The organism is Pseudomonas sp. PvP089 (assembly GCF_017875165.1).
Classification (GTDB): Bacteria; Pseudomonadota; Gammaproteobacteria; order Pseudomonadales; family Pseudomonadaceae; genus Aquipseudomonas; species Aquipseudomonas fortuita.
Genome location: NZ_JAGGME010000001.1, coordinates 2545420 through 2571525 on the forward strand (window position 1 = coordinate 2545420; position 26106 = coordinate 2571525).

The window sequence follows — 26106 nt, forward strand, 5'->3', positions numbered from 1 at the left end:
TCAATCTGCCGCGATCGGTCGAGATAATGTCAAATTGCCTTTAGTCTATAGCGCTTTTCTCATAGCCCGAAGAACCACGGCACCATCACGACGGTGACCAACATCACCAGCACGGTGAAGGGCACGCCAATTTTGACGAAATCAGCGAAGCGGTATTGCCCCGGGCCCAGCACCAGTGTGTTGACCGGCGATGACACCGGCGTCATGAACGCCGCCGATGCGGCCAGCGCCACGGTCATGGCAAACGGGTAGGGCGACATGCCCAGCTGCGCTGCGGTGCTGACAGCCACGGGTGCCATCAGTACCGCAGTGGCCGTGTTGGAAATGAACAGGCCGATCACCGCTGTAACGGCGAACAGGCAGGCAAGAATGGCACTGGGGCCGGCACCACCCAGTACGCTTACCAGCCCACCCACCGCCAAATCGATGCCACCGGTTTTCTGCAGTGCCTGGGCGAATGGCAGCATGCCGACGATCAGCACCAGGCTTTGCCAATGAATGGCTTTATAAGCGCTGTTCATGTCGATACAGCGGCCGGCCCCCATCAGCAGGCAACCGATCAGCGCCGCGATGACATTGGGCACGGCACCGCTGACCATCAGCCCGACCATTACCGCCAGGCTAAGCAATGCCTGCGGCGCGCGGGTGCGGGCTGGCGCGACCTGATCGATCTCGGCGGGCAGGCTCAATACCAGAAAGTCTTTGGGCTGGCTTTGCAACTGGCGTACCGCCTTCCACGGGCCGACCACCAGCAGGGTATCGCCAAGGCGCAGTTTTTCGTCTACCAGTTGCTCTTCGATTGCCGCCTGTTCGCGGCGCAGGCCGACCACGTTGAGGCCGAAGCGGGTGCGGAAGGCCAGTTCGAGAACGCTCTTGCCGATCAACTGCGAGCCCGGCGGCAGCGAGACCTCGGCCATGCCCAGCTCCTGGGACTGGTCGATGAAATAGGCCGCCTTGAAGTGCAGGGGCTCCAGTTGCATGGTCTGGCACAGGCTGCGCAGGTTGTCGCGGTTGGCGAACAGGTCGAGCAGCAGCACATCGCCCTGGTGCAGTACGGTGTTGGAGTCGGCGCCGATCACCCGTGTGGTGAACTTGTGCTGGCGCTCGATGCCGATCACGTTGGCGCCGTGCCGGGTGCGCAACTCCAGCTCGCCGAGGGTATGGCCGATCAGCGGTGAATCAGGGCGTATGCGCAGGCGCCGTTCACGGCCGTTGAGCTTGTAGTCCAGCACCAGGTCCAGCAGTGTCCGGCGGGTTTCCACGCGGCCGTCCTTGCGCACTTCGCCGCTCAGCCAGTGCCGGGTCAGCAGCATATAGCCGATCCCCAGCACCAGCACCACCAGGCCGAAAGGGGTAAAGCTGAAGAAACTGAAGCCCGCTTCGCCATTGCGCACCAGCTCGCTGTGCACCACCACGTTGGGCGGTGTGGCCACCAGGCTGAGCATGCCACTGATCAGCCCGGCAAATGCCAGTGGCATCATCAGACGGCTGGGCGACAGCTGCAGGCGCGCGGCAATGCTCAGCACTACCGGGATGAAAATGGCCACCACACCGGTGGAGCTCATCATCGACCCCAGCCCGGCCACGGCCACCATCAGCAGCACCAGCAGACGTGTTTCGCTATTGCCGGCCCGCTCGCTCATCCATTCGCCGATGCGGTAGGCAATGCCGGTGCGCACCAGGCCTTCGCCGATCACGAACAGGGCGGCGATCAGTACCACGTTGGGGTCGCTGAAGCCGGCCAGGGCCTGCTCAACGGTGAGGATGCCGAGTAGGGGCAGGGCGAGGATCACCATCAGCGCGACCACGTCCATGCGTGGGCGATTGATGATGAACAGGGTAACGACGATGGCCAGCAGGCCGAGGACCCAGAGCAGATCTTGGTTCATGGGGAGGGGGTGTTCCTTCACACGGGGCACGATAGACAGTAGCAGCCAGTGTGCCAGTTCGTGATGAAGGGGGTGTTGATGTGCTGCAACAAAAAGGGCCGCTATACGGCCCTTGAGTCAGGTAATCAGTGACGGTGACGGCGGTGCTTTTTGCTGCCGCGGTTGTCGTCACCCAGGTGGTTGCCGAGGGCCCCACCGGCTGCGCCGCCCAGGCCTGCACCGACCGTGGAGCCGGTCTTGCCGCCCACCGCGCCGCCTAGCAGCGAGCCGCCAGCCGAGCCCAGGCCACCGCCGATGGCGGCTTCGGTACGATTGCCCTTGCGTGCACCTACCGCGCTGCCAGCTGCGCCGCCCACGCCGGCACCGATGGCCGCGCCAGTCTTGCCGCCGAGTTGTTGACCAACAACGTTACCCAGCACACCACCCAGGCCACCGCCAATGGCGGCAGTACCGTCGCCGGCGAAAGCGCCCTGGCACAGCAGCAGGCCGAGGGCAATGGAAGGCAGAGTCAGACGCATGATACGAACCTCAAAGGAATCATCAGGTTAAGGTGCCGCGCAACGGGCGGCAGGTCAGGGGTGCAAAGACGCTTCAGCGGTAGTCGCGGTCACCGCGGTACTGACGATTGTCATCGTCATCGCGGTCATGCCGATGGTGGTGGCGATGGCCACGGTCGCGGTCACGCCAGCCATCGTCGTCATCATGGTAGCGATGGCTGTGACAGCCTGCGGTCAGCAGGACTGCAGCAATCAGCGAAAGGCTTGCAAGGCGGGTCATCACGATATAGGTCCTTGATCCGCAAAGGTTTACGGGGCACTTGCTGAGACTGGGAATGATCCATTTGGTTTCCCGGGCAGGCAAAAATTTGTCGCGCCAGTGATGGGCGGCGTGCTTGCAGGCTGTTGTTCTGTCCCATTCGGTCATGGTCGAGTGCGCCATGGCCCTCTAGACTGTGGGGTAAGCCGCAGCGAAGACGGCAATCTGCCACTCGGTGAATCACGATGATCGCCCACACCCCCACGTTGTTTGCCGCCGTTGCCTTGGTCGCAACTATTCTAGCTTTCTGCCTGTTGCTGGTGGGGCGTAGCAACCGCCGTGACAACCTGCTGCTAACGGGTTGCGGGCTGCTGGTGCATGCCCTGGCTTATGTCTGCTACACCGTCTATGCCCAGGCCCCGCTGTGGGTCAGCTATGGTCTGGGCAACAGCTTGCTGTCGCTGGCCCTGGCGTTCTACACCGCCAGCTTGTTCCGGGTGCGTGAGCAGGTGGTGCCCTGGCGTGTCATCTTCGTCATTCCTGCCTGCATGCTGGGGGGGCTGGTGCTGCTGCTCGATACGCTGGAGCCGCGCATGCTGCTGGCGACGCTGGTATTGATGCTGCAGTGCTCGATGATCCTTTACTGGGCGTGGCGCCATGCCGAACGGCCGGGCAGGGCCCACCTGCTGCTGCAGATCGGTGCGCTGATCAGCCTGGTCGGCCTGGGTATGCGTGTGGTGGCGGTGGCCAATGGCACGGCAGTGGAAATGCGTTATGACACCAGCAACCTCAAGCAGAGCATTTCCGTGGCAATCGGCACGGCGACGGTAATGATGTATTCGATCGGGCTGGTGCTGATGGCCAAGGAGCGTAGCGAGTCCCGCTTGCAGCACCTGGCCCTGCACGATGTGCTGACCGGCACATTCAACCGCAGGGCGATCCTGGACCGGTTTGCGGTGGAACTGGACCGTGCTCGCCAGCAACAGGCCAGCCTGGCCGTGGCAATGATCGACATCGACCATTTCAAACGCATCAACGACCTGTATGGGCACCTGGCTGGCGACGAAGTGCTGTGCCATTGCGTGCGCCAGTTGCAGCAGCGGCTGCGTCAGGGTGACAGCCTGGGCCGTTATGGTGGTGAGGAATTCCTGCTGTTGTTGCCGGGCACTGACCGCAGCGGGGCGATGGCTGCGCTGCAAGGCCTGCGCGAGGCTATTGCGCGCAGCCCGGCCCGTTTTGCCGATGACCAGATCGAACTGCGCTTCAGCGTGGGCCTGTGGTGTGGCGTACCAGGTCCCAAAGATAGCACCGCCAACCTGCTGGCCCAGGCGGATGCCGCGCTGTACCAGGCCAAGGCCGCCGGGCGCAACACGGTGCACATGGCGGCATTGATCCAGGCGGGTTGAATCAGGACGCCGGCTGGATCGCCAGTACTACACCGTTGGTGATCTGCACCAGCACGTAGTGCTCGCCCATGCGTACCCAATGGCTTTCTTTCTCGGGGGCGGGCAGGCCTTTGGCTTTCCAGTCCTTGATGGCCTGCTCGTCACGTTTGTACTGGTCCGGTGCCTTGTCGCCCACTTCAAGCGTGCGGTTGTGGGTTTCCGGGGCGGTGATGCTTTCTTCGCTGGAGGGCGCGGCGCTGACGGCCAGGGGCAGGCAGGGCAGGGCGGCAAGTAGCAGATAGTGAAGCTTCATGTGGTGCTCCTTATGGCGGCGTACCTTATCTGCGACAGCGGCATGTGCGTGACAATTCACTCGCAATGCCCGCGAGTGCTAGAGTCGCATCTTTTTCGATACCCTGAGGATGGAACATGCGTGCGATTTTGCCGATGGCCGCGGCGCTGATGCTGGTCGGTTGTGCTTCTGCGACCATGGAGACGGCCCGCGGCGGCAAGCCGACTGCGCAGCTCGATTCAAGCAAGGCGCCGGAGCTGGTGGCGCAGTGTATCCAGTTCAGCTGGCAGGAAGAGAAGGTGTTCGGCGATGATGCCAGTGGCTACCTGCAACCGCGCAAGCAGGGCGGGTTCACCGTGTATACCCGTGAGGCAGAGGCGTTTGTGGATGTCTATCCACAGGCAGGCGGGGCTCGGGTGGATTACTACGCGCAGAAAAACGACGGCGTGGCGCTGCAGCGCCGGGCAGCGGCGGCGACCTGTTTGTAAAGGCCGCAGCCTGTATTGGCTTCATCGCCGGCCTGTAGGGGCGGCCAGTGCAGTCCAGTTATTGCTCAGTGGGTGCTTTGCGGGCTTTACAATTTTTAGCAAGGCAGTGGTGTCTTAGAGGGGCAGGTGGCGGCTAGCATGAACCGTTACCACTCAAGGAAGACACCATGGACCGTTCACTGCAACTCAACCGCAGCAGTTGGGACGAACGCGCCCCGCTGCACGCTGCCTCGAAGGACTACGAAGTCGAGACTCTCGTCCAGCGCCCTGGGCACCTGTCCGAAACCGTGCGCTTCGATTTGCCTTTGCTCGGCGACACTGAAGACCGTCCACCTGCAGTGCCACATTGGCACCGACACCCTATCGCTGGCGCGCCTTGGCGCCAAGGTCTGCGGCCTGGACTATTCCGCGGCTTCGCTGGCCGAGGCACGGGTACTGGCCGAGCGTTGTGCGGTGGCCATCGAGTATGTCGAGTCTGACGTCTATGCCGCCGACACGGTACTGCCGGCAGGCACGTTCGACCTGGTCTACACCGGTATCGGCGCGCTGTGCTGGTTACCCCGCATCGAGCCGTGGGCGCGTGCGGTCGCGGCGCTGCTGAAACCGGGCGGGCGGTTATTCCTGCGCGATGGGCACCCGATGCTGATGGCCGTCAATGAAGACCACCAGGACCGCCTGCAGCTCGAATACCCGTACTTCGAGCACGAAGCCCCGACGGTGTGGCACAACGACCAGACCTATGTCGAGACTGAAGAGCGCCTTGCCCACACTGAAACCCACGAATGGAACCACGGCTTGGGTGAAGTGGTTACTGCCTTGCTGGCGCATGGGCTGCAACTGACGGTGCTGGTCGAGCACCAGAGCATCCCTTGGGAGGCCCTACCGGGGCAGATGGTCAAGGGCAGCGATGGCGAGTATCGCTTGCGCGAGCAGCCTGCACGCCTGCCCCTGAGCTACAGCTTGGTGGCGGTCAAGGCCTGATCAGGAAAGGAACCCGCCGTCGACGTTGAGTGCCGTGCCAGTGGTGTAGCTGGACGCATCGCTGGCCAGGTACAACACCGCGCCGGCCATTTCCTTGGGGTCGGCTACGCGCTTGAGTGGGATCTGCTGCAGTGCGGCGTTCAGGATGGCATCGTTTTTCACCAGTGCAGAGGCAAACTTGGTGTCGGTCAGGCCCGGCAGCAGGGCGTTGCAGCGAATGCCGAACTGGGCGCACTCCTTGGCGAAGACTTTGGTCATGTTGATGACTGCCGCCTTGGTCACCGAATAGATGCCCTGGAAGTGGCCGGGGGACACACCGTTGATGGATGCCACGTTGATGATGCTGCCACCGCCATGCTCGCGCATCAGCTTGCCGGCTTCTACCGACATGAAGAAGTAACCGCGGATGTTCACGTCCACGGTCTTCTGGAAGGCATGCGGATCGGTGTCCAGCACGTTGCAGAACTGCGGGTTGGTGGCGGCGTTGTTGACCAGGATGTCCAGGCGCCCGAATTGTTCGCGGATGCCGGCGAACACCTGCTGGATCTGTTCCAGCTCTCCAATGTGGCAGGCCACCGCCGTCGCCTTGCCACCCGCCGCGATGATCGCCTCGGCCACCTGCTGGCAACCGTCGAGCTTGCGGCTGGAAACGATCACATGTGCACCTTGCTGGGCCAACAGGTGGGCGATGGCTTCGCCAATGCCGCGGCTGGCGCCGGAAACGAAGGCAATCTTGCCGTCGAGGTCGAACAGGTGGGTCTTGGACATGCTGTTTTCCTTGTTATCCGTCGTCGTGGGCGTTGCTCAGAGGCTGGACCTGGCAATGACCTGCAAGGTCATCTGCTCGAGCAAGCGGTTCATGTGGATGAACTGGGCGAAACGCTTGTCCTGGGTCTGGCCGTGGTAGTAGCGGTAGTAGATCTGCTGGACGATGCCGGCCAGGCGGAACAGGCCATAGCAATAGTAGTAATCGAAGTTGTCCAACGTGATGCCTGCGCGTGCCGCGTAGTAATCCACGAACTGGCGGCGGGTGAGCATGCCCGGCGCGTTGCTCGGCTGGCGGCGCATCAGTTGCACCGGCGCCGGGTCGTCGGCTTCGATCCAGTAGGCCAGGCTGTTGCCCAGGTCCATCAGCGGGTCGCCCAGGGTGGCCATTTCCCAGTCCAGCACACCGATGATGCGCATAGGGTTGTCGGCGTCGAGGATGACGTTGTCGAAGCGGTAATCGTTGTGCACGATGGCGGGCTTCGGGTGGTCGGCAGGCATTTTTTCGTGCAACCAGGTGGTCACCTTTTCCCAGCGCGGGGCATCCGGGGTCAGGGCTTTTTGGTAGCGGCTGGTCCAGCCCTTGATCTGGCGCTGTACATAGCCTTCCGGCTTGCCCAGGTCGGCCAGGCCACAGGCGTTGTAGTCCACCTGGTGCAACTCGACCAGGCGGTCGATAAAGCTTTTGCACAGGGCCTCGGTGCGGCTGGCGTCAAGGTTCAGCCCGGCAGGGATGTCCGAGCGCAGGATGATGCCCTTGACCCGTTCCATGACGTAGAACTCACCGCCAATCAGGCTGCTGTCGGTGCAGTGCACATACGCCTTGGGGCAGAAGGGGAAGCCGCTGTTCAACTGGTTGAGTATGCGGAACTCGCGGCCCATGTCGTGGGCCGACTTGGCCTTTTGCCCGAATGGCGGGCGGCGCAGCACAAAGTCCCGGCCCGGGTAGCTGACCAGGTAGGTGAGGTTGGAGGCCCCTCCTGGAAACTGGCTGATGCGCGGCAGGCCGTCCAGGTCGGGGATGTTGGCCTTGAGGTAAGGGTCGATGACGGCCGCGTCGAGTTCTTCGCCGGGGCGTACCTGGGTGGACTGGTCGGTGAGCGTCATGCGTTTTCCTTATTTTCGATCCCAAGGACTATTGGCTAATCTAATGGCCTGCCGGCGCTGGAACAAGCGTGCCAGATGCCATATAGGTGAGGGTGTTGCTGGTTGATCAACTGCCCTTATGTCAACGACCAACGTGCCAGCGCAGGCTTTGGGGCAGGCAAAAAAAAACCGAAGCCGCCAAGGCTTCGGTCTTTCGATCATCCGGTGTACCCAGCCCTCAGGACGGGAACAGCTCGCTGAGCTTCATCGACAGCATCATGTCGCCTTCAACGCGCAGCTTGCCGCCCATGAAGGCCTGCATGCCATCGGTTTCACCGCTGACGATGCCCTTCAGGGTTTCGCTGTCCATCACCAGTGTGCAGTTGGCGTCCGGGTTTTCGCCTTCCTGCAGGTCGCAGGTGCCGTCTTTGACGATCAGCGCGTATTGCTTGCCTTCGTCGGTGATGTTGAAGCCGAACACCAGGTCCAGGCCGGCGGCAGCGGATGGGTTGAACTTCTCTTGCATCTTTTTGACGGCATCAGCTACGGAGGTCATGGCGCATTCCTTATAGAGTTATTTACACGTCCCCGCAGGGACACAACAAGCCGGGCTCATCGATAGGTGACAAGCTCCGGTACCTTCAACAGCTGCACATGGGCCTGGCTGTTGAAGGAGGCCAGTGCCACGTCGCGGCCGCGGAACTTCAGCTGGCTGAGCGACGTGTTGATGATTTGCCAGTTCAGCGCGAACGCCTGGCTGGGGGTAATACGGGTAACCAGGTGCAGCAGGGCGGCAATGGTGCCGCCCGAAGTGAAGATGGCGACATTGTCACCGCTGCCGGCGGTATCGAGCACGCGCTCCAGGCCACCTTGTACACGACGAGTGAAAGCCTGCCAGCTTTCCAGGCCATCGTCCGCCTGTTCGCCCGCGTGCCAGCGCTGCACCATCAATGCGAACAGGCGCTGGAATTCGCTGCGATGCTGCGCAGCATTGCGCAGTACATGCAGGGCATCGGGCTCTTCTGGCAGCAGCCCAGGCAACAGGGCGCGGATGACGCCATCGGCATCGAACTCATTGAACGCCGCGTCGGTCTCAACAGCCGGCACCGGGCAGCCGCTGGCATGCAAGGCCTGCAGGGCCAGGCGCGCGGTATCCTGCTGGCGGCGCAGGTCGCCTGCCACGCAACGGTCCAGCCGTACACCCAACTGGGCCAGGTGCTCACCCAGCGCGTGGCTCTGGCGCACGCCCACGGGCGAGAGGACGTCGTAGTCATCAGCACCGAAAGAGGCTTGGCCATGTCGGATCAGGTAGAGGTTGCCCACGAAAGGTTCCGGCCTGTTTGGAGGTTGCTGCGAGGTTAGGATGCAGCACACGGGCTGTCAACGAAAAAACATACAAGCGTTTGAAAAGGTTGTTTGAAAGGTGTTGCCAGCGTTTACACCGGCTGGCAGCACCTTTGGCGCAGCGGTATGCTTGCAACAGTTAACGCGCCGCCTTGGCGCAGGTATTTAAGGAGTCAACGTGGAGTTTCTTGCCAACTGTCCTTGATCTCGGGTAAAGCCAAGCAGCACGGGGCTTCCACCCAAAATGACCATCCTCACCCCTGAATCCAGTGTCACAAATCGTCCCAACGTGTCACAAATCGCTGTGCCCTACGTCTACCGTAGAGCCTCGGGTCGGTATCACCTTCGAGTCCGCCTAAAGGGCTGCCACACCTCGTGTACGCTTTCGCTCAAGACCACCAATCGACCTGCTGCCATGACCACTGCTAAGCACCTGCTTCAGACCCTCAAAGCGTTCCACCTCGACAACCCAGAGGCATCTTGGGAGGAACTACGGGATAACCTTCGGGACATCGCTGAGGAAGCCTTGGGCAACCCACAAGGGGAAGCCTATGGGCTGGTACTGTCGGATGTCTCCGAGAACCTCGCTGAGATCGCCGAAACGATGCCCATGAGCTTGCCTCAAGCGCAGGCCGTTTTGATGGCTCAGAGGGTTCTGACGGCTGCTCAAGGGCGGCACAGCGGGGACCTGAGAGGGCTGGTCGAGCTGCTCAATGGGGACCTGAAGGGATCTATAGGCAGTGTTAATCAAATAGCAGATGTCGATAGTCGTGAGCTTGTGCCTGTCCCTATCTGTAAGTCGCTCTCCACGGACACCTCTACGACTACATTCCAGTCCCTCTACGAAGCCTTCAAGGCTGAGCGTGGCGGGGACAAGTCGGCCAACACCTTGAAGAACTGGAAGAGCAGCACCAGCACCATCGTTGCGCACCTCAAGGACACCGATATGGCGAAGCATACTCGGGCAACCTTCGTCGGCCTACGCGAGGCTCTATTGGCCACTGGTGGTAAGGTTGCCTCTGTCAACAAGGTCATGACTCACGCTTCCTCGGTCATTGGCTGGGCAGTGGCCACGGGTCTCATTGAGCGTGATTACTCCAAGAAGCTCACCATCACCAAAGGGGCTGAGAGCGACCGCACAGCCTTCTCGCAGGACCACCTGAAGGCTCTCCGTGACTGGGCAATGGGCAACCTCGGGGAAGACTGGAAGGCATCTGTCATTGCCCTCGGGGTTGCCACTGGGGCACGCATTGGGGAGATTCACCAGCTCACCGGCAGCGATCTCTATAAGGTCGAGGGTCAATGGGTCGTGGACATCAATGACAAGGACGGGAAAACCCTGAAGAACTCCTTCAGTCGTCGCACAGTGCCCTTGCTGGGCATCCCCGAGGACCACCTTGGAATGCTCTCACAGACACAAGGGCGGTTGTTCACTCAGTCCAAGAGTGGCTTCGATCAACTCACCAATCAGATGATCCGAGACCTGCTGGGCACTAAGACCGGGGAAGGGCTGTCGTTCCACTCGTTGAGGCACTCTATGGCGTCCGATCTGAAGGCCGCTGGCGTGTCTGTGGGGATCGTCCAGGCCATCTTGGGGCACAGCTCCGGGTCTCTTGCTTTCGATGTATACGGGGGCAATGCGGCAGCCTCATTGAGGCTCATGGTGGACGCCTTGAAGCTGGCACGGGGCGACGGTAGATAAAGCGTTTCATGGCCTCTCGCCACAATGATGTCTTAATGATACTGTTCGACCGTTTTCAAGGAGATTGCAGATGCGTAACGGTTCAATTGGATTGGTGAGTGCTATCGCACTTTTCCTCAGTTTTTCGGCTTCTGCGGGGGGAGATTGGATAAGCCTTGATGAATCCAAGGAAGGTTTTAAATGGGAAGCAAAGCCCGGCTCATTTGAGTTTTCTACGAATAGAAATAAAGTTTCTATTGCGGTCATCGCAGGGAGAGTGGTTGACTCAAAGTCTTCTAATATCAACTTGTATAAGTGGTATGTTTCGGCTGCGGATTGCAGCAAGAAAATGGGTAAGCTTGTAAGCTTGAGTGTTGACGGCGAATATCAATTTGATAATGATTTCATGTATGGGAGTGGAAATGTGGCTTCCAGTATTGCTGAATTTATTTGCGCTGTGGCTGATCACAATCTTAAGAAAGCCGAAGGTAAAAGCCTGTAAGTTGGATGTCCTCGTGGGCCACCCTGAGCATGACCTGCTGTTCGTGGCGACTCAGGTAGGCAAAGCTGCTGGGCTGAAGTCCCCAAGTGCATCGCTGTCGCTCTACCTGAGCACGAATAAGATCACCGAGGGCGTGATGCGTGCCTACGATGTCTTTAAGGTGGTTAAAGACGTGCCGAACAAGCGCGTCATTCAGGCCACCACTTGGCTTGCCACTGAGTCAGTGGTTTATAAGATGCTACTGGCGAGCACGGCACCTCAGACCGAACCGTTCCGCAAGTGGGTCACTGAGGAAGTCCTCCCGACCATCCGCAAGACCGGTCAATACAACGCTGCTGAGTCCACCAACCCGATTGCCGTGGGCATCATGGATGAGCTGAAGCTGCTCCGTGGGGAACTGGTGGAGCTGAAGGAGATCGTTAAGGCTCTGGGGCGGGTCGATTGACGTTTAAAACCCTCACTATGGCTGCACTCCCGCAGCGGCCACAGGAGGACCATATTCATGACCAGCTACGATCCAGCACAACACGAGGCAATCACTACCGCTGCACTCTCCACTCCCAAGCGTGGCCGGGGTCGGCCCACCAAGATCATCGCCAATTTGTTCTACGGCTTCATCGGGCCGACCACCGACTACGGTCAATATCCCCACTTCGCAATGGACATCCTTGAGGGCATCGCAAGGCTTGACTGGCATGACCGCCCAATCGGCTCTGGTGGCTCATCCAAACCTCTGTCCGTGAAGCGCCTTGTCGCCATCCTTGCAGAACTCGAAGTCGTCTCAGCGGCCAGCGTCATGGCTCAGTATCGGCTGGGTCTCCGACAAGCGCAGCGGTATGTGAAGGCCATCGAATTAGCGATGCCGTACCTGCTCAAGAGTCGCCCCGATGAGCTAACCCATGAGATGCGCTATGGCTTCCTGAAGACCAACCGTGTCAACGAGTGGGAAGACCCAGGCGAACCGCCAAGTCCTGAAGTCCTCGCCAAGCTGCACCACGACCTGAGAACGCTGGGCGCTGAGGCTGCCTGATTAAATGCCGCATACTTTAAAGAAACTCAACGAGACCCAAGCGGCCAACGGAATCGACCAGCTCATCGAGTAGACCCAGAGGGAGAGGGGTAATTGTAATTACACCCCTCATCTTTCATTCATCGAAAAGGGCATCTCTTAGAACATCGCAAAGGAGACCTCACACCATGACCAGCATTGTCTGTCCAGCTAACTCACGACTCACCGATCAGGACTTGTCTATCTTGTCCATGGTCTTCCCTCGACCTGCTCGAATCCAGCTCATCGAGTTACGTCGAGTCCTCAGCGACCACCGTTTCAACTTCAGGACCTACAAGGCTGGACAGGTCACCTTTGACATGGATGGTCTGGCCCAACGGGTCCTCGCTAAGTGTCCCCAAAAGACTCTCGACCGTTTGAACCAACTACTTGAACAAGGGTTGTGTCTTCAGGCCATCGCCTCGACTCACTTGAGGATTCCATTGAGTGGCTCTGAGGAATCTCACTCACAACTTAAAGATGTCCGTCAAGACTGTCGTTAAAAACCCTCACTATGGGTAAGACAGGAAGACCAACAACAAAATAATTTCCTCGACCCTGCACAACAGCCGTCGCCACGGTTGAACCCTTCGCAATACCGATGCCCTTCAGGCCCGCCATGTCCTGATCCGTCATCAACACCACTCAAATCAAGAACTCATTCGTCAGCCTTGGAAGGTGCCCACGCGGCTCACTCCTTGCCGTCTTGTCGTGCGCGTCTATGGCACCAAGGCTGAGCGAATGGGTCACCTCACAGGAGAACCCAACCATGAAAATCACCATCACCAAAGTCCTGAAGAACGAAGTCACCGTGTCGGGCCAGACCCTTAACCGTGAGTACGTCGAGAACATCATGTTGCCCATGCTGGTCGCCCAATGCGGGACCGTTAAGGGCCAGCAATTCGAGATCGTTAAGGCGTTCGATGAGGCCGGTCTGTCGCTCCAAGCGATTCCTGTAGTTGCCCGAGAGTACCGCCAAGACCAATACCAGAAGGCCCAAGAGAAAGCTCAGAGAGAGGCTGAGGCCCGTTGGCATCAAGAGCGCTGCCGTGAGTACACACCTCGTGAGATCGCCCAAGCGAAGGCCGATAAGGAAGCCCGAGCCGCTGCCATTCGTGAGCATGGTGCCCGTATCCGTGCTGCCTCCCGTGCCAATAGCGCTGGCTGGTAACAGCACCTCGACACACAACCACTTCATTCATCTATTCAGGAGAAACAACCATGACTAAGCCATTCCAGTACACCAAACCTTCGACCTACACCACCGCCATCACCGATGAGCACACTGGGTCGATTCGATTCAACACCGCCGATGTTCGACCTGAGACCCAAGCGGCCACCGATGTGTCCGTCTATGTGGAAGCCCTTGTGGAAGCCGCTGAGGACTACTTGAACGGCGATGAGTGGCGAGAGGCTGCCATGGAGGCAACCCCTTGCGAGTTCCGTCCGGCTGGGTCTGAGGCCACTGGGCAACAAATCATCACCATGGCCGACCGCTCTGTCACCTTCGATCCCCGCAAGAACTGGGATAACGAGACCATCGACAAGGGTGAAGTCCTGGCCGGGTCGATCATCTTCACCGAGGCCACCGACACGGCATTGGTCATCAGCCACCGTGCCACCATCCTCGACCACAATCTGATGGCAGGCTTCACCGTGCAGTCTATGGAGCAAACCGCTGACAAGATGCTCCGTGACATCGAGCACAGCGCAGCCGGTAAGGTCGCTGCCATCTTGGCAACCGCCCCAAGCACCGAGAGCGTATCTGAGGCCAAACCAACGGGTAAGCCTGCTGAGATCGCTGAGGACCTCATCGACATCCTCACGACCCACGTTAACCAGACTGTAGGGACCTCGCTGAGTGACTTCGTGATCCTGCTCCCAGTGTCTCTGGTGGCTGTCCTTGAGCGTGCTGCTCAACGTGCTGGTCAGGACTCTATCGAGGAACTCATTGGCGCAGGCGTACAGCCGTACACCGGGACCGACCACGGTATCTTCATGTTGCCCAAGCTGTTCACCTCGCTGAGCTACCGTGAGCGCCAAGACGGCAGCGTGTGGCGCATCGAAGCGACCCGCAACCCGAACGCCCAAGGCTGGGACCTTGAGATCATGGCTGTGGTGGACATCATCGCCAATGGCATGGTCAAGGTGAAACTCACCACCGATGGCCTTCAGACCGTCCAAGTGCCGTTCCCGCTGGTCACTCGCATTGCCCTGAGCTGATCTAAGGGAAACCCTGAGCTGATCTAAGGGAAACCCTGAGCTGATCTAAGGGAAACCCTGATAGCCCCGTAAGGCCGGACCTAAAGAGGGACCGGCAGGGGCACAGCTTCACCTATCCGCATCATCGCCCGTCGCTGGGCATCTATCTAACCGAAAGTCTTTCTGTTTGTTCCTTCATGCCACCGGCAGAACCCTTGGTCGGGTCTTTCGGCTGCCGGTGGGAGCGAACTTGAGGGAGCAAACAAGAGGAAAACAGACTATGACCATGACCACCAATACAGCGACCATCTTCGAGAACATCTCCAAGGCCGGAGCGGTATCCTCAACGACTCTCAACGGCTTACCCGGTATGTCGTCCTTGGAGATCGCTGAGATCACCGGTAAGCGCCATGACCATGTACTCAGAGACATCCGAAAGATGCTCAACGAGCTGGAAAGGGAGACCCCAAATCTGGGGGCACCTCAATGGGTCGAGGCCAGCTACCAGTCCAGTCAAAGCAAGTTATTACCGCTGACCATCCTCGACAAAGAGCTGACCTTTACGCTGCTCTCCCGGTATTCCTTCAAGCTGTCCAACATGATCGTCAAGCGCTGGCTTGAACTGGAAGGCTCAGGGTTTGAACGTGTGTCGATACAGGCTGCTGTGGTTCACCTGCTCGAACGAGAGAAGGACAACTATCGAATCGCAATGAGGGACATCAAGGCCGCTGCAAGGCGTCTCAAGGCCCGCTGAGGTCGTTGATTGATACTTCCTCAAACGAAGCGTGACGGGCTATGCTCAATAGCTAAGTTGCCCACAAAAAGGTCCCGCGATGAGTGTCACACTGTGCTACACCTACAAGGGCAAACGGGTAGTCACTAAGGTGCCTGTCCAGTCTCTGACACCACATGCGGCGCTATGCTATGCCTTGCTTCAATCAGGCGCTTCTAATGACCAATCTCAAGGGAGTTGGCCGCATACCTATGAGCGCCTCCTTGAGGTAGCCCTGCAACACGAACTCACAGACGTTCGCTTTCACAAGTCACTCTAACCCTTCAAGGAGAACCCCATGGACCACCTACAGGCCCTCTACTGGGTCTGTCTGGCCGTTCAACTGGGGTTCTGGTTGTGGTCGCATAGGCCCCCTTGAGAATCTGACAGAAAAATCTGAAAGGTCACCATTACAAGACTTCCCGCGCAGGTTCCCCCGTAGGCCCTCGCATGGGTGCCCGTGGGCGCGTTAAGGACCCTCGCGGGCAGGTGATAAGGACCCAGAAGAAAGCCCGAAAGGTGCGCCGCTGAGCCTGCCTCAAGTGCTTCGGAATGTCACAAGACCGTACCAAAGTGTCACAAGCCATGGTAGCGTAGCCCTTTAATTCCGGGCATTGAGGACTACTGTGGAGTTTCTTGCCGAATACGCAAGCTTTCTCGCCAAAACCGCCACCCTGGTCATCGCCATCCTCGTGGTGCTGTCGGCTATCGCCGGGTTGCGCAGCAAGGGGCGGCGCAAACCGGGTGGGCAACTGCAGGTCACCCGCCTGAACGAATTCTACAAGGACCTGCGCGAGCGCCTGGAGTCCGGCCTGCTCGACAAGGCTCAGCTCAAGGCTTTGCGCAAGCAGCAGGCCAAGGCGGAAAAACAGCAGAAGAAAGGCAAGGCCGAGGAAAAGGGCCGGGTTTTCGTGCTGGACTTCGATGGCGATATCAAAGCCTCTGCCACCGAAAGCCTGCGCAACGAAATCACCGCGCTGCTAACCCTCGCCACCCCGCGTGACGAAGTGGTGCTACGCCTGGAAAGCGGTGGTGGCCTGGTACACAGCTACGGTTTGGCGGCGTCGCAACTGGCGCGCATTCGTCAAGCGGGCATACCGCTGACCGTATGCATCGACAAAGTGGCCGCCAGCGGTGGTTACATGATGGCCTGTATCGGCGAGAAAATCATCAGTGCGCCATTTGCCGTACTGGGTTCGATCGGGGTGGTGGCGCAGCTGCCCAACGTCAACCGCCTGCTGAAAAAACACGATATCGACTTCGAAGTGCTGACCGCCGGCGAGTACAAGCGCACCCTGACCGTGTTTGGCGAGAACACTGACAAGGGCCGGGAGAAGTTCCAGGAAGACCTGGACGTTACCCACCAGTTGTTCAAGGACTTTGTTGCCCGCTATCGCCCGCAACTGCACATTGACGAAGTGGCCACAGGCGAAGTCTGGCTCGGCGTGGCAGCACTCAACCGCCATCTGGTGGACGAACTGCAGACCAGCGACGAGTACCTTAGCGCCCGCGCGCGCAACGCCAACCTGTTCCACCTGCACTATGCCGAACGCAAGAGCCTGCAAGAGCGAATCGGCATGGCGGCGAGTGGTGCGGTGGAGAACACAGTGGTGGGCTTGTGGAGTAAACTCGGCCGCCTGCGCTAACACCTTGAACCCGTTGAAATTTTTTTTCGTTCAGGGGGTTGCAAGGTTAAAAGAATGAAGACATAATGGCGCCCATCGAAACGCAGCAAACTTTGAAAAAGGTTCAGCGTTTCAAGGAGATAGCAAAGCGCAAGCAGCTAGATCCGACCTTTGAGGCCGAGTAGCAAAGTGGTTATGCTCCGGATTGCAAATCCGTCTACGCCGGTTCGATTCCGACCTCGGCCTCCACCATTCGAAAACCCCGCAGATTAACGTCTGCGGGGTTTTTATTTGCGCCTAAAAAAGCCGCACCGTTTCCGGATCCTGTGCCCGCTGCGCTGCGCGGTGATTGATCCGGGACTGACCCCCCCCCCCGCTGAACATCTCCATCAATCCCGCGAGCGCGTCGAAAGGCTCGACCTCTGAGATCCGCGCGACCTTGGCGCTGTTCATCCAGTGGCCGCGCTTAATCCAGATGCCGCAATTCTGGATCGTCCCGTAGCGTCGTCGATGACTTGGCCAGCCCCAGTGATCGCCTTATAAATCTGTAAACACGCCTGCGGCATCCGCAACCGGAACCCTGGCAATATCGATTTCAGATCGCGTTGGCATGAAATCCTGAACCATCAGAGCGGTGCTGCTGCTGGAGGGGGCAGCGGAAAAAATGAGCTTTTGTTCGCGGTCGGTGGTCAAGCTAGTTGGATAGGCCTAATTACAAATGAAGGGGTCTGCCAGTCCTGGTTACATCAACCACCCACCGGCGATGACGGAGAGCTATATGCGAATGAGGGGCCACGTGTACTGGGCTTGGGCTGACCCGGCGTTGCACCACCAAAGTCATGAAGAAACACTGAGTGACGGCACTCGCATTGACGTTCAGGTGAGGCGTTGCCGACCTGGCGGGACGCAGATTTTCTTGGGGGTTTATGCTTGGTCAGGGATGGCGTTGTACGAAGAGGCATTCAACTCTCGGCCTGGCGAGTCGATGCCCAGGGCGCTGGCATGGGGCGTGGGCCTGGCTCGCCGCGTGGCGATTGAAGGGGTGGCAATGGGCGCCATCACCGGTTCAACCGAAAAGCAGTTGTAAAAAAATGTAACGCAGAGCTTCTGCAGTGGATTCGGTGGAACAGCTGTGTATGCTGTCCCGCCAGTCAAGAATTTGAGCTCAAGGTCCTTTCCATGCGCAATCGCGGCAAAGTCTACTGGCAGTGGGCGAATCCTGAGATGTATTTTCGGAACTACGATGAGCGCCTGACCTGCGGCACTTTAATCAACATCCAGGCGCGGCTCTCGCCTGAAAACGCTACTCAACTTTTCTTGGGTATCTATGGAGAAAAAGGCGTGCTCTTGCTTGAAGAGCTTCACCCAAACTGCTGTGGCCAAAAACCGTCTGTAGCGATTGCTTGGGCGATCGAGCGTGCTCACGGCTGGGTCGCACAGGCGTTTCCGGCGCCAAAAGCACCAGGGCCTGAACCCCTTCCCCGCAGAGGTTCGCGTCTTCACAGATAACGATGCCGGGAAAACGGAACGCTCCTCAGATCGCATCAGTCGTATCTCTATCAGACGCGCATCGAGGCGCCCAGTTGGAGAAAGTGATGAGCCTTCAGTCCACCAGTCATGACCTTTACGTGCATTCCTATCTCGGTTACCAGGCATCGATTTACGTGCTGTGGGAGTCGAGCGTTGAATTTCCAACCGGGATGTTGGTTGAAGTAGGGAAGCCAGGTGCAACGGCGCGAACCCTGCGTGTGAGCCGCCCATTCTCCTCTTCGACAGAAGCCATTCTCGAAGGGAAGGTTATGGCGGAACAGTACGTGGAAAGTCAGAAAAGTTGAGTTTGGCCTGGCAGGCGCGTTCGCCGAGGTCGGTGATCGGGTGGCGCAGCGCGGTACATGCTGCACAACCCGGCTGTCCCCCAGCTAGCCGCGCCTGCGTCGCGCAGGCCCTGAGCGATTACAGCCCCGAGATCACTATCAGTTCGACGGCCCAGGCTGTTCCTATGGCTGACTCATCTGTGGGCTGAAGCTTGGTATCACCATATTGCCGAGCTTGTATTGCTGATAGCTGGTGTAGGGCAGAACAAGCGTATCAGCCACGCCCGACGCAGCCATATCTACCAGAATTTGATAGGGGTCTGAATGTACTCCCGTTCTTTCAGGTCCAGTCAAGTTGCAAAACTGGTAGGCGACCCCGCTATACATCCGGGGGATAGCGGGGCAATAAGAATTCCATTCAGCCAGGTCGCCCATGGCCTTTGATTCACTGGAAACGGTGCGTACCGTCCCACAACCGCCAAGCATCATGAGCAGCGCCAATCCCGTCCACAGCTGTTTCATCAGACCATCTCCTTGGTGATGGCCGGATAATGGCGCATTAATGAATGCCCCCGCGTCGTGCGGGTTTGGCCAAGACTCGCGGTAGCGATTGCCCCCTGCTTCACCGAATCGCACAGCTCACTCTGCAGGGGGCACAGGCTTGCGCCAGACAACCTTGGTGACGCCTAGAGCTTGTATTGAATGGTGTAGGACGCATCGGTTCTGGGCTCTATCAGAATAGGTATGCCGAAGAGCTTCCCTTGGCAATCACTGACAATACCGCGATACACCGCCCCCTGCCGGAGCTGGGCCCACAAGCCTTCGTCATGTATCGCGATACGCAATACATGATTGTTCGGGTCTTCTCTAACCTGAGCAACATGGTAATCCAGGTCGCATCCGAACTCAGCACTGGTAAATTCTGGATCGTAGCCGATCAGCACTCCGTGCCTTTTCAGATCGTCACGGATACGCTCAATCACGTCGTCTGCTTCTTGTTTTAGCATGATCGTTCTCTCGCGGTGTTTCACCTTGTCAAAACTCTAGCTGACCCTGATGGTTTTCGCTGTCTATTGCCGCAATCAACGATTCCCCCTCATTCCTGACATTGCCCACCGCCTTGCCTACCGGATACCAACGAAAATCCTCAGCCGGCCTGCAACCCGCTGTAACAATCGCTGCCGCGCGCGCCGGAGATGTTGCCGGGTCCAGCCATTCTTTGGCGGTCTCCGGTTTGAGTACCAAAGGCTTTCTGTCATGTATGTCGATGAGCCCCTGGTCCGCCGCTGCGGTTATGATGACAAAGCCATCGCTCTCATTGGGCTCCATGCCCTGGTGCACTTCAGCGAGCGCTGCGAAGTAGAGCGGCCCTCCATCAGCGCTTGTGATGTAGTAAGGCTGCTTGCGCTTCGGGTCCGCGGGGTCGGCTACCCACTCGAACCATCCGTTTGCCGGCGCCAGCGCTCTGCCACCTGGCCACAGGCCTTTGAAAAATTTCCCCGTTACCACCGTTTCCGCCCGAGCATTGATCGGGTCGGGCCTTTTTCCCTTTGCCCAGAATGGCGACCATCCCCACTTGACCCGATCCACGCTGAGCGCGCCTTCTATCTGACGTATCACCTCCACCCGGGTCGACGGCGCCACGTTGTAGCGACTGATGGACGCGTGGTCGTAGCCATTGATTACCACCAGATCCAGCGATAGCTGGCGCAGGTAGTGGTCCATCGACTCGTACATCGAATACCGTCCGCACATTTTCCACCTCTCGCCCGTCAGAAATTTCGCTGGCCAGGATTGACCATGCACCTGATGCCAGATTTACTGTATATACATACAGTCTGTACTGGGCCTTTCATCATGACCATCACGTTATTGGGTGCGCCAGCTGGCGGCACCGAACCACTACCGCTCTATTCATTCCACGTTCCGGCCGGCTTCCCGTCGCCTGCTGCAGACCATCTGGAAGGCCATATTTCCCTCGATGAGTTATTCGACCTCCGTGCACCCCATGTGTATCTGGTGAAAGTGGAGGGGGACAGCATGCAAGGGGCGGGGATCTATTCAGGTGACATCGTCATCGTAGACCGCGGCCGTGAAGCCGGGCACGGCGATGTGGTGATTGCCGCCGTCAATAGTGAACCGGTCTGCAAGCGCCTTTACCGTCGCGACGGCGTGGTGATCCTGAAGTCAGAAAACCCCGCCTATCCGCCACGCTATGTCATGGAAGGCGACGAGCTCGTCATCTGGGGCGTGGTTCGATACAGCGTTCGCGATCATGCGCAGTGACCCGGTATTTGCACTGATCGATTGCAACTCGTTTTACGCGAGCTGCGAGCGGGTATTTCGGCCGGATCTGACCAAGACCCCTATCGTGGTGCTGAGCAACAACGATGGCTGCGTGATCGCCAGGTCATACGACGCCAAGCCATACGTGAAGATGGGTGAACCGTACTTCCAGGCGAGGGACAAGCTGCGTCGGCACGGCATCATGGCCTTCAGCAGTAATTACGCGCTGTACGGCGACATGAGCGAGCGTGTCATGTCCCTGATCGAATCGATGGTGCCTGACACTGAGGTCTACAGCATCGATGAATGCTTCGCCGATCTGTCGGGTATTCAGGAAAACCTGACCCAGTTCGGACGCAAACTGCGGGCCAGGATCTTCCAGTGCACCAGTATCCCCGTGGGGGTCGGCATCGCTGGCACAAAGACGCTCGCCAAGCTGGCCAATCATACGGCGAAGCGCCTGCATGCGCAGACGGGCGGGGTGGTCGACATTACCGATCCGTTCAAGCGCGATTGGGTGCTGCGCAACACCGACGTGAAGGAGGTGTGGGGCATTGGCCGGCGAATGACCGCCCACCTCGAGGCAATGGGCATTCATACGGCGATGGACCTGGCCAAGGCTGACGCCCGCACGCTTCGGCAGACATTCAGTGTGATCGTGGAGAAGACTGCCCGCGAGCTGGCGGGCACGCCGTGCCTGGAGCTGGACGAGGCCGAACCCCCTAAACAGGAAATCTGCTGTAGCCGGATGTTCGGCAAGCGGCTGACAGAGCTTGCGCCCATCCAGCAGGCAGTGGCCACTTACGTTGGCCGAGCAGCGGAGAAGCTCCGGGTTCAGGGCTCAGTGTGCAAGCGCATGCGTGTGAGCATTCGCACCGGCATGTTCAACCCGGATGAGGCGCACCACGCACAAGGCGCGCTGGTGGAGCTGCCATACCCAACCTGCGACACGCTGCTGATGACCCGACTGGCTACCGACGCGGTCGGGCAGGTCTTCAGGCCAGGGTTTCGCTACAGCAAGGCAGAGGTGCTGCTGATGGACCTGCGGCAACCAGATGAATTTTCAGGGGACTTGTTTGCGCCCAGGCAATCGGTGGCATGTCACCGATTGATGCAGATGATGGATGACATCAACCAGCGCTGGGGGCGAGGGACAATGCGAGCCGCCAGCGTGCCGGCAACACCGGACTGGGGCATGAGGAGAGAGATGATGAGCCAATCCTATACCACGCGGATTGATCAGCTGTGGACGGTCAAATGTTGAACCTGTCATCGGCTTGGCCCCGTCTGCTTCCCCTTCCATAGGCGTGTGGTGTACAGAAGAGGGGGACCGGCGGAGGAGTCTCGCTCCAAGCCGCCGGCCATAAAGGTCATTGCTCTACGATGCAGATCCAGCGGTGGTTGTATCTGTAAGGCGCTCTGGTAAATGCAACCTCTGATACCAGGTTCATGCCGTGCTGCTTAAGCGCCTCGGTCAGTTGAGCGAGTGTCTCTGCTTGGATAGTCATTGCTGTCACCTCGTCAGATTTACTGCGTTCATTATTCTTGACCGAACAGGCAGCTACCGAATTCATTTTTTTGAGTGACGGTTTCGAGCCTTTACGCGCAGCCAGTGCCCATGTCATGCGCAAGCGCTATCGCTTTCTGTGTATTGGGTTACATCGGTGGGGTAAGGGCGACGAGCCGCGAAAAGCAGTGAACTTCTGAGAGGGGTAATCGCTCTGAGGTTGGCCGTTACGTTAGATGCGTGGCGCCCCCCTCTCTCAACGCTTATCTGCGGAATGACTGACATGTTTTCGGAAGACTTTTACGGCGTGTTTCTGGTAGCTGAGGCCGTGCTGGCATTCACTGTGCTGGCCGTTGCTTTTCACTGGAATCGAAGCGCATAACCCCTCAAGGATGGCGTCCTGCGTGCCCTCTCCCAGGCACTTATCTTGAACCTCTGCTCTGAAACGCTGGTCTTCAGCATGAGAGGCATCCTTCTTCGGCTTCCTCATCAAAGATTGAAATGTTCTGAAGCTAGGGTTGTACCGAAGCCAATTCCATTATTGACGGAGTCAGGAAATGGATTATTCCAGCATGGTTGAATCGTTGGACAAAATGCTGAAAGACGCGGCTGGCGCGCAGTCCGGGTTGCAGGGGGCAGGTGCCGGTTGTCATCGATGGAGTCGCTGCCATTCGTCCGCGACTTCGCCCATCGTCGACGGTGCCCCGGTTTTGATCCATGCCATAAAGGAGCGGTCGAACCGGAATGACGGGCCGCACTCACTGAGCAGAAACTGACGCACTTTGTGCGTGTTGCGGTAATGCTTGTCTAGCGCGGTGGTGCGGGTAATCGGCCCGGCGTGCCAGTCGACGCTCATGGTCTGCTCCTTGACTGCGAAAAGGCACAAAGCCCGTAGACCAAAAATCTACAGGCCTTGTCGGCGTATGAAAATAGTCAGTCTTCGAACTGGATCACCATGCGGCCTTTGATCTTGCCCTCCAGCATCTCGTCAAAGATCTGGTTGATATCTTCGATCGGTCGCAGCGTCACCTTGGGCACGACTTTGCCTTCTGCGGCAAACTGGAAGGCTTCCTGCAGGTCCTGGCGTGTACCGACCAATGAGCCCACTACTTCAATCCCATCCAGCACCAGGCGGGGAATGTTCAGGTCCATGGACTCCGACGGAAGCCCGACAGCAACCAGTCGCCCGCCAGCGCGCAAGGCATCGACGGCCGAGTTGAATGCGCCTTTGGCGACGGCAGTCACTACGGCAGCGTGGGCGCCACCGGTCTTGGCCTGGATAACCTTCGCGGCGTCTTCGTTGAGCGGGTTGACCACCAAATCTGCGCCCATTTCGCTGGCGAAGCGCAGTTGCTGTTCATTGACGTCGATGGCGATCACTTTCGCGTTGAAGACGTTCTTGGCGTATTGCAGGGCCAGGTTGCCCAGCCCGCCGAGGCCGTAGATGGCGATCCACTGGCCGGGGCGGATGTTGGAGATTTTCACCGCCTTGTAGGTCGTGACGCCAGCGCAGGTAATGCTGCTGGCGGCAGCGGAATCGAGGCCGTCGGGTACTTTGACCGAGTAATCGGCGTTGACGATGCAGGCCTCTGCCATGCCGCCGTCCACGGTGTACCCGGAGTTCTTCACCTCGCGGCACAGGGTTTCGTTGCCGCTGTTGCAGTACTCGCAATGCCCGCAACCCTGATAGAACCAGGCAACACTGGCACGGTCGCCCGGTTTGAGCGAGGTAACCCCCGGCCCGACTGCCTGGACCACGCCGATACCTTCATGGCCCAGCACGACGCCGGTCTTGTCACCGAAGTCGCCATTCTTTACGTGCAGGTCGGTGTGGCACACACCGCAGCATTGCATCTTCAGCAGCGCTTCGCCGTGTTCGAGGGGGCGCAGGGCTTTCTCTACTATGTCCACGCGACGGCCTGGTGCAACGACAGCAGCTTTCATAAGAGCCTCCGTGTCTATCTGAGTGAGCTTGGGTTATCGCCGGGTTAGCATAGCCCTTGGCGGGCCGGGCAAAACTGCTACAGGTCATGCGCGGCTGGATTAGCAGGTGTAGCAGCGGCCCTGCGTATGCTTCATGAACACGTCGCAAAAAGAAAAGCCCGCGGCAATGATGCGGCGGGCTTCAAGAACGTACGGAGCAGGGTCAGTGTGCCGGTCTGGTTGTGAGTATTTCGTGAAGCTCAGGTCATGAGGCTGTCATGTTCCCTGGGCCATAAAAAAGCCCGCCATGAAAGGCGGGCAAAAGACGTTTGAAGGGAGAGCCTGCAGGCTGCACCCGGCCGGTTAACCCAGGATTAAGCGGAACACATTGACCTTGGCACCTGATCAGCCTATACAGGCCTGCCATCACCCCAGGAGCCAGCATGCACGACCAAGACGACCTGCACGAACCCGAGCATGATCACTTGCTTGACCATGAATTTCTCTACGAAGACATGGAGCCCGAGGCGGATGCCCAAGGCGCCGAGGATGAAGTGGAAGAAGATGAGGAAACGCTGGATGACCTTGATGATGAAGAGCGTGATCACCCAGCCTGGTTCGATGACTGCGAAGACGACTGACTCAGCGCCCGTCCACCGAGAAACGCCCAGGGCCGCTCACTGCCAGCAACAGCAAGCCACCCATGATGGCAAGGTTTTTCAGGAACTGGGTCATGTTGGCGCTGCGTTCGGGGTCGACCATGTTCCAGAACGGGTGGCCCAGCAGTGCCGTACCCAGCACGAACAGTGCGAATAGAAATGCCAGCGGGCGGGTGTAAAAGCCCAGGATGAGCAGGATGCCGACGACGAACTCCATGAGCACGGCAATCGCTGCCGCCAGCATGGGGGCAGGGGCGCCGAGCGACGTCATGTAGCCAACCGTGCCATCAAAGCCGGTCAGCTTGGCCCAGCCAGACAAGACAAACAAAATCATCAGCAGTACGCGGGCAATCAGGATAATGATGTCGCGTTGGCCATCGAGCAGCGAGTAGCGCATGGCGGCGTTCCAGTGGAAGAGGACACGCTCCACTTTAGCAGCTGTGCCAAGGATTGCTGGCAGGCAGCAAAAAGGCGCCCCAAGGGCGCCTTTTCGAGGAAGTTTGGTGCGAGTGGCGGGACTCGAACCCGCAAGGCTCACGCCGACAGATTTTAAGTCTGCTGTGTATACCAATTCCACCACACTCGCACGCTTGAAAGGGTCGTGACGACCAGCCCACTTCTAGGCAGAAGGGCTTTGCAATCAAGCGCGCTTTATAACCCATTGTTATATTTGAGTCAACTGCAGCACCTATGATCAACAGAAGGGTTGGACCACCGGGCAATTGACACCTTGGTGTCATTACGCCACTGTTGCCGCCTTTATTGGATCCAAGAGTATGCCGCGATGACTCGGTCTGACCCTTGCACGCAAGTGGCGCGCCCACGGCTGTTCTGGCGGCTGCTATTTGCCCAGGTGATGGTGTTGGGCGCGTTTCTGTTCCTCAGCCTGATAAGCCTGGGTGGCTACCTGTTGATGCTCGGTTTCGATGCTGAGCACCCACAGCCGCAGCGGTGGATGGCTTTGGTGGGCGGAGGGGTTATCATGCTGGTTGGCCTGTGGCTGTTGAGGGTGGCGATGCCACGGCGCATCAGCCCCGTGCTGGTCGAGCCTGAACGCTGACCATCGCTAGCCGCTGGCGGGCACCCTCGGCTAACGTTTAT

General features: G+C 58.8%; 32 protein-coding genes, 2 tRNA genes and 1 pseudogene. 19 read left to right on the plus strand and 16 right to left on the minus strand.

From position 1 onward, the window contains the following. Positions 1-59: 59 nt before the first annotated feature. The 3 genes from J3A71_RS11670 to J3A71_RS11680 form a co-directional block, all read right to left on the minus strand. Positions 60-1889 (minus strand): SLC13 family permease, encoded by a 1830-nt coding sequence (locus tag J3A71_RS11670; RefSeq protein ID WP_096426440.1) that lies wholly within the window; start codon positions 1887-1889, stop codon positions 60-62. Between the two features lie 125 nt (positions 1890-2014). Beyond that, positions 2015-2407: a glycine zipper domain-containing protein gene (locus J3A71_RS11675; RefSeq protein WP_096426439.1), complete on the minus strand. Its 393-nt coding sequence runs from the start codon at positions 2405-2407 to the stop codon at positions 2015-2017. A gap of 73 nt (positions 2408-2480) precedes the next feature. Further along, complete coding sequence (locus tag J3A71_RS11680) at positions 2481-2666, minus strand: hypothetical protein (RefSeq protein ID WP_016487966.1); 186 nt, start codon at positions 2664-2666, stop codon at positions 2481-2483. Between the two features lie 224 nt (positions 2667-2890). Between J3A71_RS11680 and J3A71_RS11685 the strand changes: the two genes are divergently transcribed. Beyond that, positions 2891-4051, plus strand: coding sequence for a GGDEF domain-containing protein (locus J3A71_RS11685; RefSeq protein ID WP_016487965.1), 1161 nt, complete (start codon positions 2891-2893; stop codon positions 4049-4051). A gap of 1 nt (position 4052) precedes the next feature. Here J3A71_RS11685 and J3A71_RS11690 read toward each other — a convergent pair whose 3' ends face one another. Next, on the minus strand, positions 4053-4343 hold the full coding sequence (locus J3A71_RS11690) for an RcnB family protein (protein ID WP_016487964.1): 291 nt from the start codon (positions 4341-4343) through the stop codon (positions 4053-4055). Between the two features lie 116 nt (positions 4344-4459). On the opposite strand from J3A71_RS11690, the gene J3A71_RS11695 reads away from it, so the two are divergent. Together J3A71_RS11695 and J3A71_RS11700 are read left to right on the plus strand one after the other, a co-directional pair. Further along, a complete protein-coding gene (locus J3A71_RS11695) occupies positions 4460-4810 on the plus strand; it encodes a hypothetical protein (protein ID WP_016487963.1) in 351 nt (116 codons plus the stop codon). 167 nt (positions 4811-4977) lie between these two features. Next, positions 4978-5791: pseudogene (locus J3A71_RS11700) on the plus strand (class I SAM-dependent methyltransferase). On the opposite strand, the gene J3A71_RS11705 reads toward J3A71_RS11700, so the two are convergent. The 4 genes from J3A71_RS11705 to J3A71_RS11720 form a co-directional block, all read right to left on the minus strand. Continuing rightward, positions 5792-6559, minus strand: coding sequence for an SDR family oxidoreductase (locus J3A71_RS11705; RefSeq protein WP_016487961.1), 768 nt, complete (start codon positions 6557-6559; stop codon positions 5792-5794). A 36-nt stretch (positions 6560-6595) separates the two neighbouring features. Then, positions 6596-7663: a phosphotransferase family protein gene (locus tag J3A71_RS11710; RefSeq protein WP_096426438.1), complete on the minus strand. Its 1068-nt coding sequence runs from the start codon at positions 7661-7663 to the stop codon at positions 6596-6598. A 217-nt stretch (positions 7664-7880) separates the two neighbouring features. Next, a complete protein-coding gene (locus J3A71_RS11715) occupies positions 7881-8198 on the minus strand; it encodes an SCP2 sterol-binding domain-containing protein (protein WP_016487959.1) in 318 nt (105 codons plus the stop codon). A gap of 56 nt (positions 8199-8254) precedes the next feature. After that, positions 8255-8965 carry a histidine phosphatase family protein gene (locus J3A71_RS11720; protein WP_016487958.1) on the minus strand — a complete coding sequence of 237 codons (711 nt, stop codon included), beginning with the start codon at positions 8963-8965 and terminating at the stop codon, positions 8255-8257. 436 nt (positions 8966-9401) lie between these two features. On the opposite strand from J3A71_RS11720, the gene J3A71_RS11725 reads away from it, so the two are divergent. The 12 genes from J3A71_RS11725 to J3A71_RS11780 all read left to right on the plus strand — a co-directional run bounded on the left by J3A71_RS11725 (position 9402) and on the right by J3A71_RS11780 (position 18651). Further along, on the plus strand, positions 9402-10688 hold the full coding sequence (locus J3A71_RS11725; protein WP_209952864.1) for a tyrosine-type recombinase/integrase: 1287 nt from the start codon (positions 9402-9404) through the stop codon (positions 10686-10688). A 70-nt stretch (positions 10689-10758) separates the two neighbouring features. Beyond that, positions 10759-11169 carry a hypothetical protein gene (locus J3A71_RS11730; RefSeq protein WP_209952866.1) on the plus strand — a complete coding sequence of 137 codons (411 nt, stop codon included), beginning with the start codon at positions 10759-10761 and terminating at the stop codon, positions 11167-11169. Continuing rightward, a complete protein-coding gene (locus tag J3A71_RS11735; RefSeq protein WP_209952868.1) occupies positions 11090-11614 on the plus strand; it encodes a BRO family protein in 525 nt (174 codons plus the stop codon). The genes J3A71_RS11730 and J3A71_RS11735 overlap by 80 nt, the downstream gene beginning before the upstream one ends. 57 nt (positions 11615-11671) lie before the next feature. Then, complete coding sequence (locus J3A71_RS11740; RefSeq protein WP_209952870.1) at positions 11672-12199, plus strand: hypothetical protein; 528 nt, start codon at positions 11672-11674, stop codon at positions 12197-12199. Positions 12200-12986: 787 nt separating this feature from the next. After that, positions 12987-13388, plus strand: a complete 402-nt coding sequence (locus J3A71_RS11745) for a hypothetical protein (RefSeq protein ID WP_054904073.1) — start codon at positions 12987-12989, stop codon at positions 13386-13388. 50 nt (positions 13389-13438) lie between these two features. Further along, on the plus strand, positions 13439-14440 hold the full coding sequence (locus J3A71_RS11750; protein WP_209952872.1) for a hypothetical protein: 1002 nt from the start codon (positions 13439-13441) through the stop codon (positions 14438-14440). Positions 14441-14699: 259 nt separating this feature from the next. Further along, a complete protein-coding gene (locus J3A71_RS11755; RefSeq protein ID WP_054903677.1) occupies positions 14700-15173 on the plus strand; it encodes a Rha family transcriptional regulator in 474 nt (157 codons plus the stop codon). 644 nt (positions 15174-15817) lie between these two features. Beyond that, positions 15818-16837, plus strand: a complete 1020-nt coding sequence (gene sohB, locus J3A71_RS11760; protein ID WP_096426437.1) for a protease SohB — start codon at positions 15818-15820, stop codon at positions 16835-16837. Positions 16838-16991: 154 nt separating this feature from the next. After that, positions 16992-17065 (plus strand) — tRNA-Cys (locus J3A71_RS11765). Between the two features lie 529 nt (positions 17066-17594). Next, on the plus strand, positions 17595-17903 hold the full coding sequence (locus tag J3A71_RS11770) for a hypothetical protein (RefSeq protein ID WP_096426436.1): 309 nt from the start codon (positions 17595-17597) through the stop codon (positions 17901-17903). Between the two features lie 92 nt (positions 17904-17995). Next, on the plus strand, positions 17996-18325 hold the full coding sequence (locus tag J3A71_RS11775; protein ID WP_096426435.1) for a hypothetical protein: 330 nt from the start codon (positions 17996-17998) through the stop codon (positions 18323-18325). Positions 18326-18411: 86 nt separating this feature from the next. Then, positions 18412-18651, plus strand: coding sequence for a hypothetical protein (locus J3A71_RS11780; RefSeq protein ID WP_016487953.1), 240 nt, complete (start codon positions 18412-18414; stop codon positions 18649-18651). A 162-nt stretch (positions 18652-18813) separates the two neighbouring features. Here J3A71_RS11780 and J3A71_RS11785 read toward each other — a convergent pair whose 3' ends face one another. From J3A71_RS11785 to J3A71_RS11795, 3 genes are all read right to left on the minus strand, one after another. Further along, on the minus strand, positions 18814-19152 hold the full coding sequence (locus J3A71_RS11785) for a YceK/YidQ family lipoprotein (protein ID WP_095115575.1): 339 nt from the start codon (positions 19150-19152) through the stop codon (positions 18814-18816). 164 nt (positions 19153-19316) lie between these two features. After that, a complete protein-coding gene (locus J3A71_RS11790; protein ID WP_016487951.1) occupies positions 19317-19637 on the minus strand; it encodes a hypothetical protein in 321 nt (106 codons plus the stop codon). Positions 19638-19665: 28 nt separating this feature from the next. Beyond that, complete coding sequence (locus J3A71_RS11795) at positions 19666-20385, minus strand: SOS response-associated peptidase family protein (RefSeq protein ID WP_031311988.1); 720 nt, start codon at positions 20383-20385, stop codon at positions 19666-19668. 102 nt (positions 20386-20487) lie between these two features. Between J3A71_RS11795 and umuD the strand changes: the two genes are divergently transcribed. Together umuD and J3A71_RS11805 are read left to right on the plus strand one after the other, a co-directional pair. Continuing rightward, positions 20488-20916, plus strand: a complete 429-nt coding sequence (gene umuD, locus J3A71_RS11800) for a translesion error-prone DNA polymerase V autoproteolytic subunit (RefSeq protein WP_016487949.1) — start codon at positions 20488-20490, stop codon at positions 20914-20916. After that, positions 20906-22180, plus strand: coding sequence for a Y-family DNA polymerase (locus J3A71_RS11805; RefSeq protein WP_096426434.1), 1275 nt, complete (start codon positions 20906-20908; stop codon positions 22178-22180). The genes umuD and J3A71_RS11805 overlap by 11 nt, the downstream gene beginning before the upstream one ends. 106 nt (positions 22181-22286) lie before the next feature. On the opposite strand, the gene J3A71_RS11810 is transcribed toward J3A71_RS11805, so the two are convergent. The 3 genes from J3A71_RS11810 to adhP form a co-directional block, all read right to left on the minus strand. Further along, positions 22287-22541: a hypothetical protein gene (locus J3A71_RS11810; protein WP_134792777.1), complete on the minus strand. Its 255-nt coding sequence runs from the start codon at positions 22539-22541 to the stop codon at positions 22287-22289. Positions 22542-23072: 531 nt separating this feature from the next. Next, positions 23073-23279, minus strand: a complete 207-nt coding sequence (locus tag J3A71_RS11815) for a DUF6434 domain-containing protein (protein WP_016487945.1) — start codon at positions 23277-23279, stop codon at positions 23073-23075. A gap of 77 nt (positions 23280-23356) precedes the next feature. Further along, on the minus strand, positions 23357-24367 hold the full coding sequence (gene adhP / locus J3A71_RS11820; protein ID WP_060517197.1) for an alcohol dehydrogenase AdhP: 1011 nt from the start codon (positions 24365-24367) through the stop codon (positions 23357-23359). Between the two features lie 422 nt (positions 24368-24789). On the opposite strand from adhP, the gene J3A71_RS11825 reads away from it, so the two are divergent. Next, positions 24790-24987 (plus strand): hypothetical protein, encoded by a 198-nt coding sequence (locus tag J3A71_RS11825; RefSeq protein ID WP_016487943.1) that lies wholly within the window; start codon positions 24790-24792, stop codon positions 24985-24987. 1 nt (position 24988) lies between these two features. On the opposite strand, the gene J3A71_RS11830 is transcribed toward J3A71_RS11825, so the two are convergent. Together J3A71_RS11830 and J3A71_RS11835 are read right to left on the minus strand one after the other, a co-directional pair. After that, entirely contained in the window at positions 24989-25402 is a 414-nt protein-coding gene (locus J3A71_RS11830) for a DoxX family protein (RefSeq protein ID WP_016487942.1), read from the minus strand. Between the two features lie 104 nt (positions 25403-25506). After that, positions 25507-25591 (minus strand) — tRNA-Leu (locus tag J3A71_RS11835). A gap of 198 nt (positions 25592-25789) precedes the next feature. Between J3A71_RS11835 and J3A71_RS11840 the strand changes: the two genes are divergently transcribed. Continuing rightward, positions 25790-26065, plus strand: a complete 276-nt coding sequence (locus tag J3A71_RS11840) for a hypothetical protein (RefSeq protein ID WP_016487941.1) — start codon at positions 25790-25792, stop codon at positions 26063-26065. The last annotated feature ends 41 nt before the right edge of the window (positions 26066-26106 follow it).

Bases quoted from the DNA above. Each gene is read 5' to 3' on its own strand.
- J3A71_RS11670 (WP_096426440.1), bottom strand. From the start codon at position 1,889: ATGAACCAAGATCTGCTCTGGGTCCTCGGCCTGCTGGCCATCGTCGTT.
- J3A71_RS11675 (WP_096426439.1), bottom strand. From the start codon at position 2,407: ATGCGTCTGACTCTGCCTTCCATTGCCCTCGGCCTGCTGCTGTGCCAG.
- J3A71_RS11680 (WP_016487966.1), bottom strand. From the start codon at position 2,666: ATGACCCGCCTTGCAAGCCTTTCGCTGATTGCTGCAGTCCTGCTGACC.
- J3A71_RS11685 (WP_016487965.1), top strand. From the start codon at position 2,891: ATGATCGCCCACACCCCCACGTTGTTTGCCGCCGTTGCCTTGGTCGCA.
- J3A71_RS11690 (WP_016487964.1), bottom strand. From the start codon at position 4,343: ATGAAGCTTCACTATCTGCTACTTGCCGCCCTGCCCTGCCTGCCCCTG.
- J3A71_RS11695 (WP_016487963.1), top strand. From the start codon at position 4,460: ATGCGTGCGATTTTGCCGATGGCCGCGGCGCTGATGCTGGTCGGTTGT.
- J3A71_RS11705 (WP_016487961.1), bottom strand. From the start codon at position 6,559: ATGTCCAAGACCCACCTGTTCGACCTCGACGGCAAGATTGCCTTCGTT.
- J3A71_RS11710 (WP_096426438.1), bottom strand. From the start codon at position 7,663: ATGACGCTCACCGACCAGTCCACCCAGGTACGCCCCGGCGAAGAACTC.
- J3A71_RS11715 (WP_016487959.1), bottom strand. From the start codon at position 8,198: ATGACCTCCGTAGCTGATGCCGTCAAAAAGATGCAAGAGAAGTTCAAC.
- J3A71_RS11725 (WP_209952864.1), top strand. From the start codon at position 9,402: ATGACCACTGCTAAGCACCTGCTTCAGACCCTCAAAGCGTTCCACCTC.
- J3A71_RS11730 (WP_209952866.1), top strand. From the start codon at position 10,759: ATGCGTAACGGTTCAATTGGATTGGTGAGTGCTATCGCACTTTTCCTC.
- J3A71_RS11735 (WP_209952868.1), top strand. From the start codon at position 11,090: ATGTGGCTTCCAGTATTGCTGAATTTATTTGCGCTGTGGCTGATCACA.
- J3A71_RS11740 (WP_209952870.1), top strand. From the start codon at position 11,672: ATGACCAGCTACGATCCAGCACAACACGAGGCAATCACTACCGCTGCA.
- J3A71_RS11745 (WP_054904073.1), top strand. From the start codon at position 12,987: ATGAAAATCACCATCACCAAAGTCCTGAAGAACGAAGTCACCGTGTCG.
- J3A71_RS11750 (WP_209952872.1), top strand. From the start codon at position 13,439: ATGACTAAGCCATTCCAGTACACCAAACCTTCGACCTACACCACCGCC.
- J3A71_RS11755 (WP_054903677.1), top strand. From the start codon at position 14,700: ATGACCATGACCACCAATACAGCGACCATCTTCGAGAACATCTCCAAG.
- J3A71_RS11770 (WP_096426436.1), top strand. From the start codon at position 17,595: ATGCGAATGAGGGGCCACGTGTACTGGGCTTGGGCTGACCCGGCGTTG.
- J3A71_RS11775 (WP_096426435.1), top strand. From the start codon at position 17,996: ATGCGCAATCGCGGCAAAGTCTACTGGCAGTGGGCGAATCCTGAGATG.
- J3A71_RS11780 (WP_016487953.1), top strand. From the start codon at position 18,412: ATGAGCCTTCAGTCCACCAGTCATGACCTTTACGTGCATTCCTATCTC.
- J3A71_RS11785 (WP_095115575.1), bottom strand. From the start codon at position 19,152: ATGAAACAGCTGTGGACGGGATTGGCGCTGCTCATGATGCTTGGCGGT.
- J3A71_RS11790 (WP_016487951.1), bottom strand. From the start codon at position 19,637: ATGCTAAAACAAGAAGCAGACGACGTGATTGAGCGTATCCGTGACGAT.
- J3A71_RS11795 (WP_031311988.1), bottom strand. From the start codon at position 20,385: ATGTGCGGACGGTATTCGATGTACGAGTCGATGGACCACTACCTGCGC.
- umuD (WP_016487949.1), top strand. From the start codon at position 20,488: ATGACCATCACGTTATTGGGTGCGCCAGCTGGCGGCACCGAACCACTA.
- J3A71_RS11805 (WP_096426434.1), top strand. From the start codon at position 20,906: ATGCGCAGTGACCCGGTATTTGCACTGATCGATTGCAACTCGTTTTAC.
- J3A71_RS11810 (WP_134792777.1), bottom strand. From the start codon at position 22,541: ATGACATGGGCACTGGCTGCGCGTAAAGGCTCGAAACCGTCACTCAAA.
- J3A71_RS11815 (WP_016487945.1), bottom strand. From the start codon at position 23,279: ATGAGCGTCGACTGGCACGCCGGGCCGATTACCCGCACCACCGCGCTA.
- adhP (WP_060517197.1), bottom strand. From the start codon at position 24,367: ATGAAAGCTGCTGTCGTTGCACCAGGCCGTCGCGTGGACATAGTAGAG.
- J3A71_RS11825 (WP_016487943.1), top strand. From the start codon at position 24,790: ATGCACGACCAAGACGACCTGCACGAACCCGAGCATGATCACTTGCTT.
- J3A71_RS11830 (WP_016487942.1), bottom strand. From the start codon at position 25,402: ATGCGCTACTCGCTGCTCGATGGCCAACGCGACATCATTATCCTGATT.
- J3A71_RS11840 (WP_016487941.1), top strand. From the start codon at position 25,790: ATGACTCGGTCTGACCCTTGCACGCAAGTGGCGCGCCCACGGCTGTTC.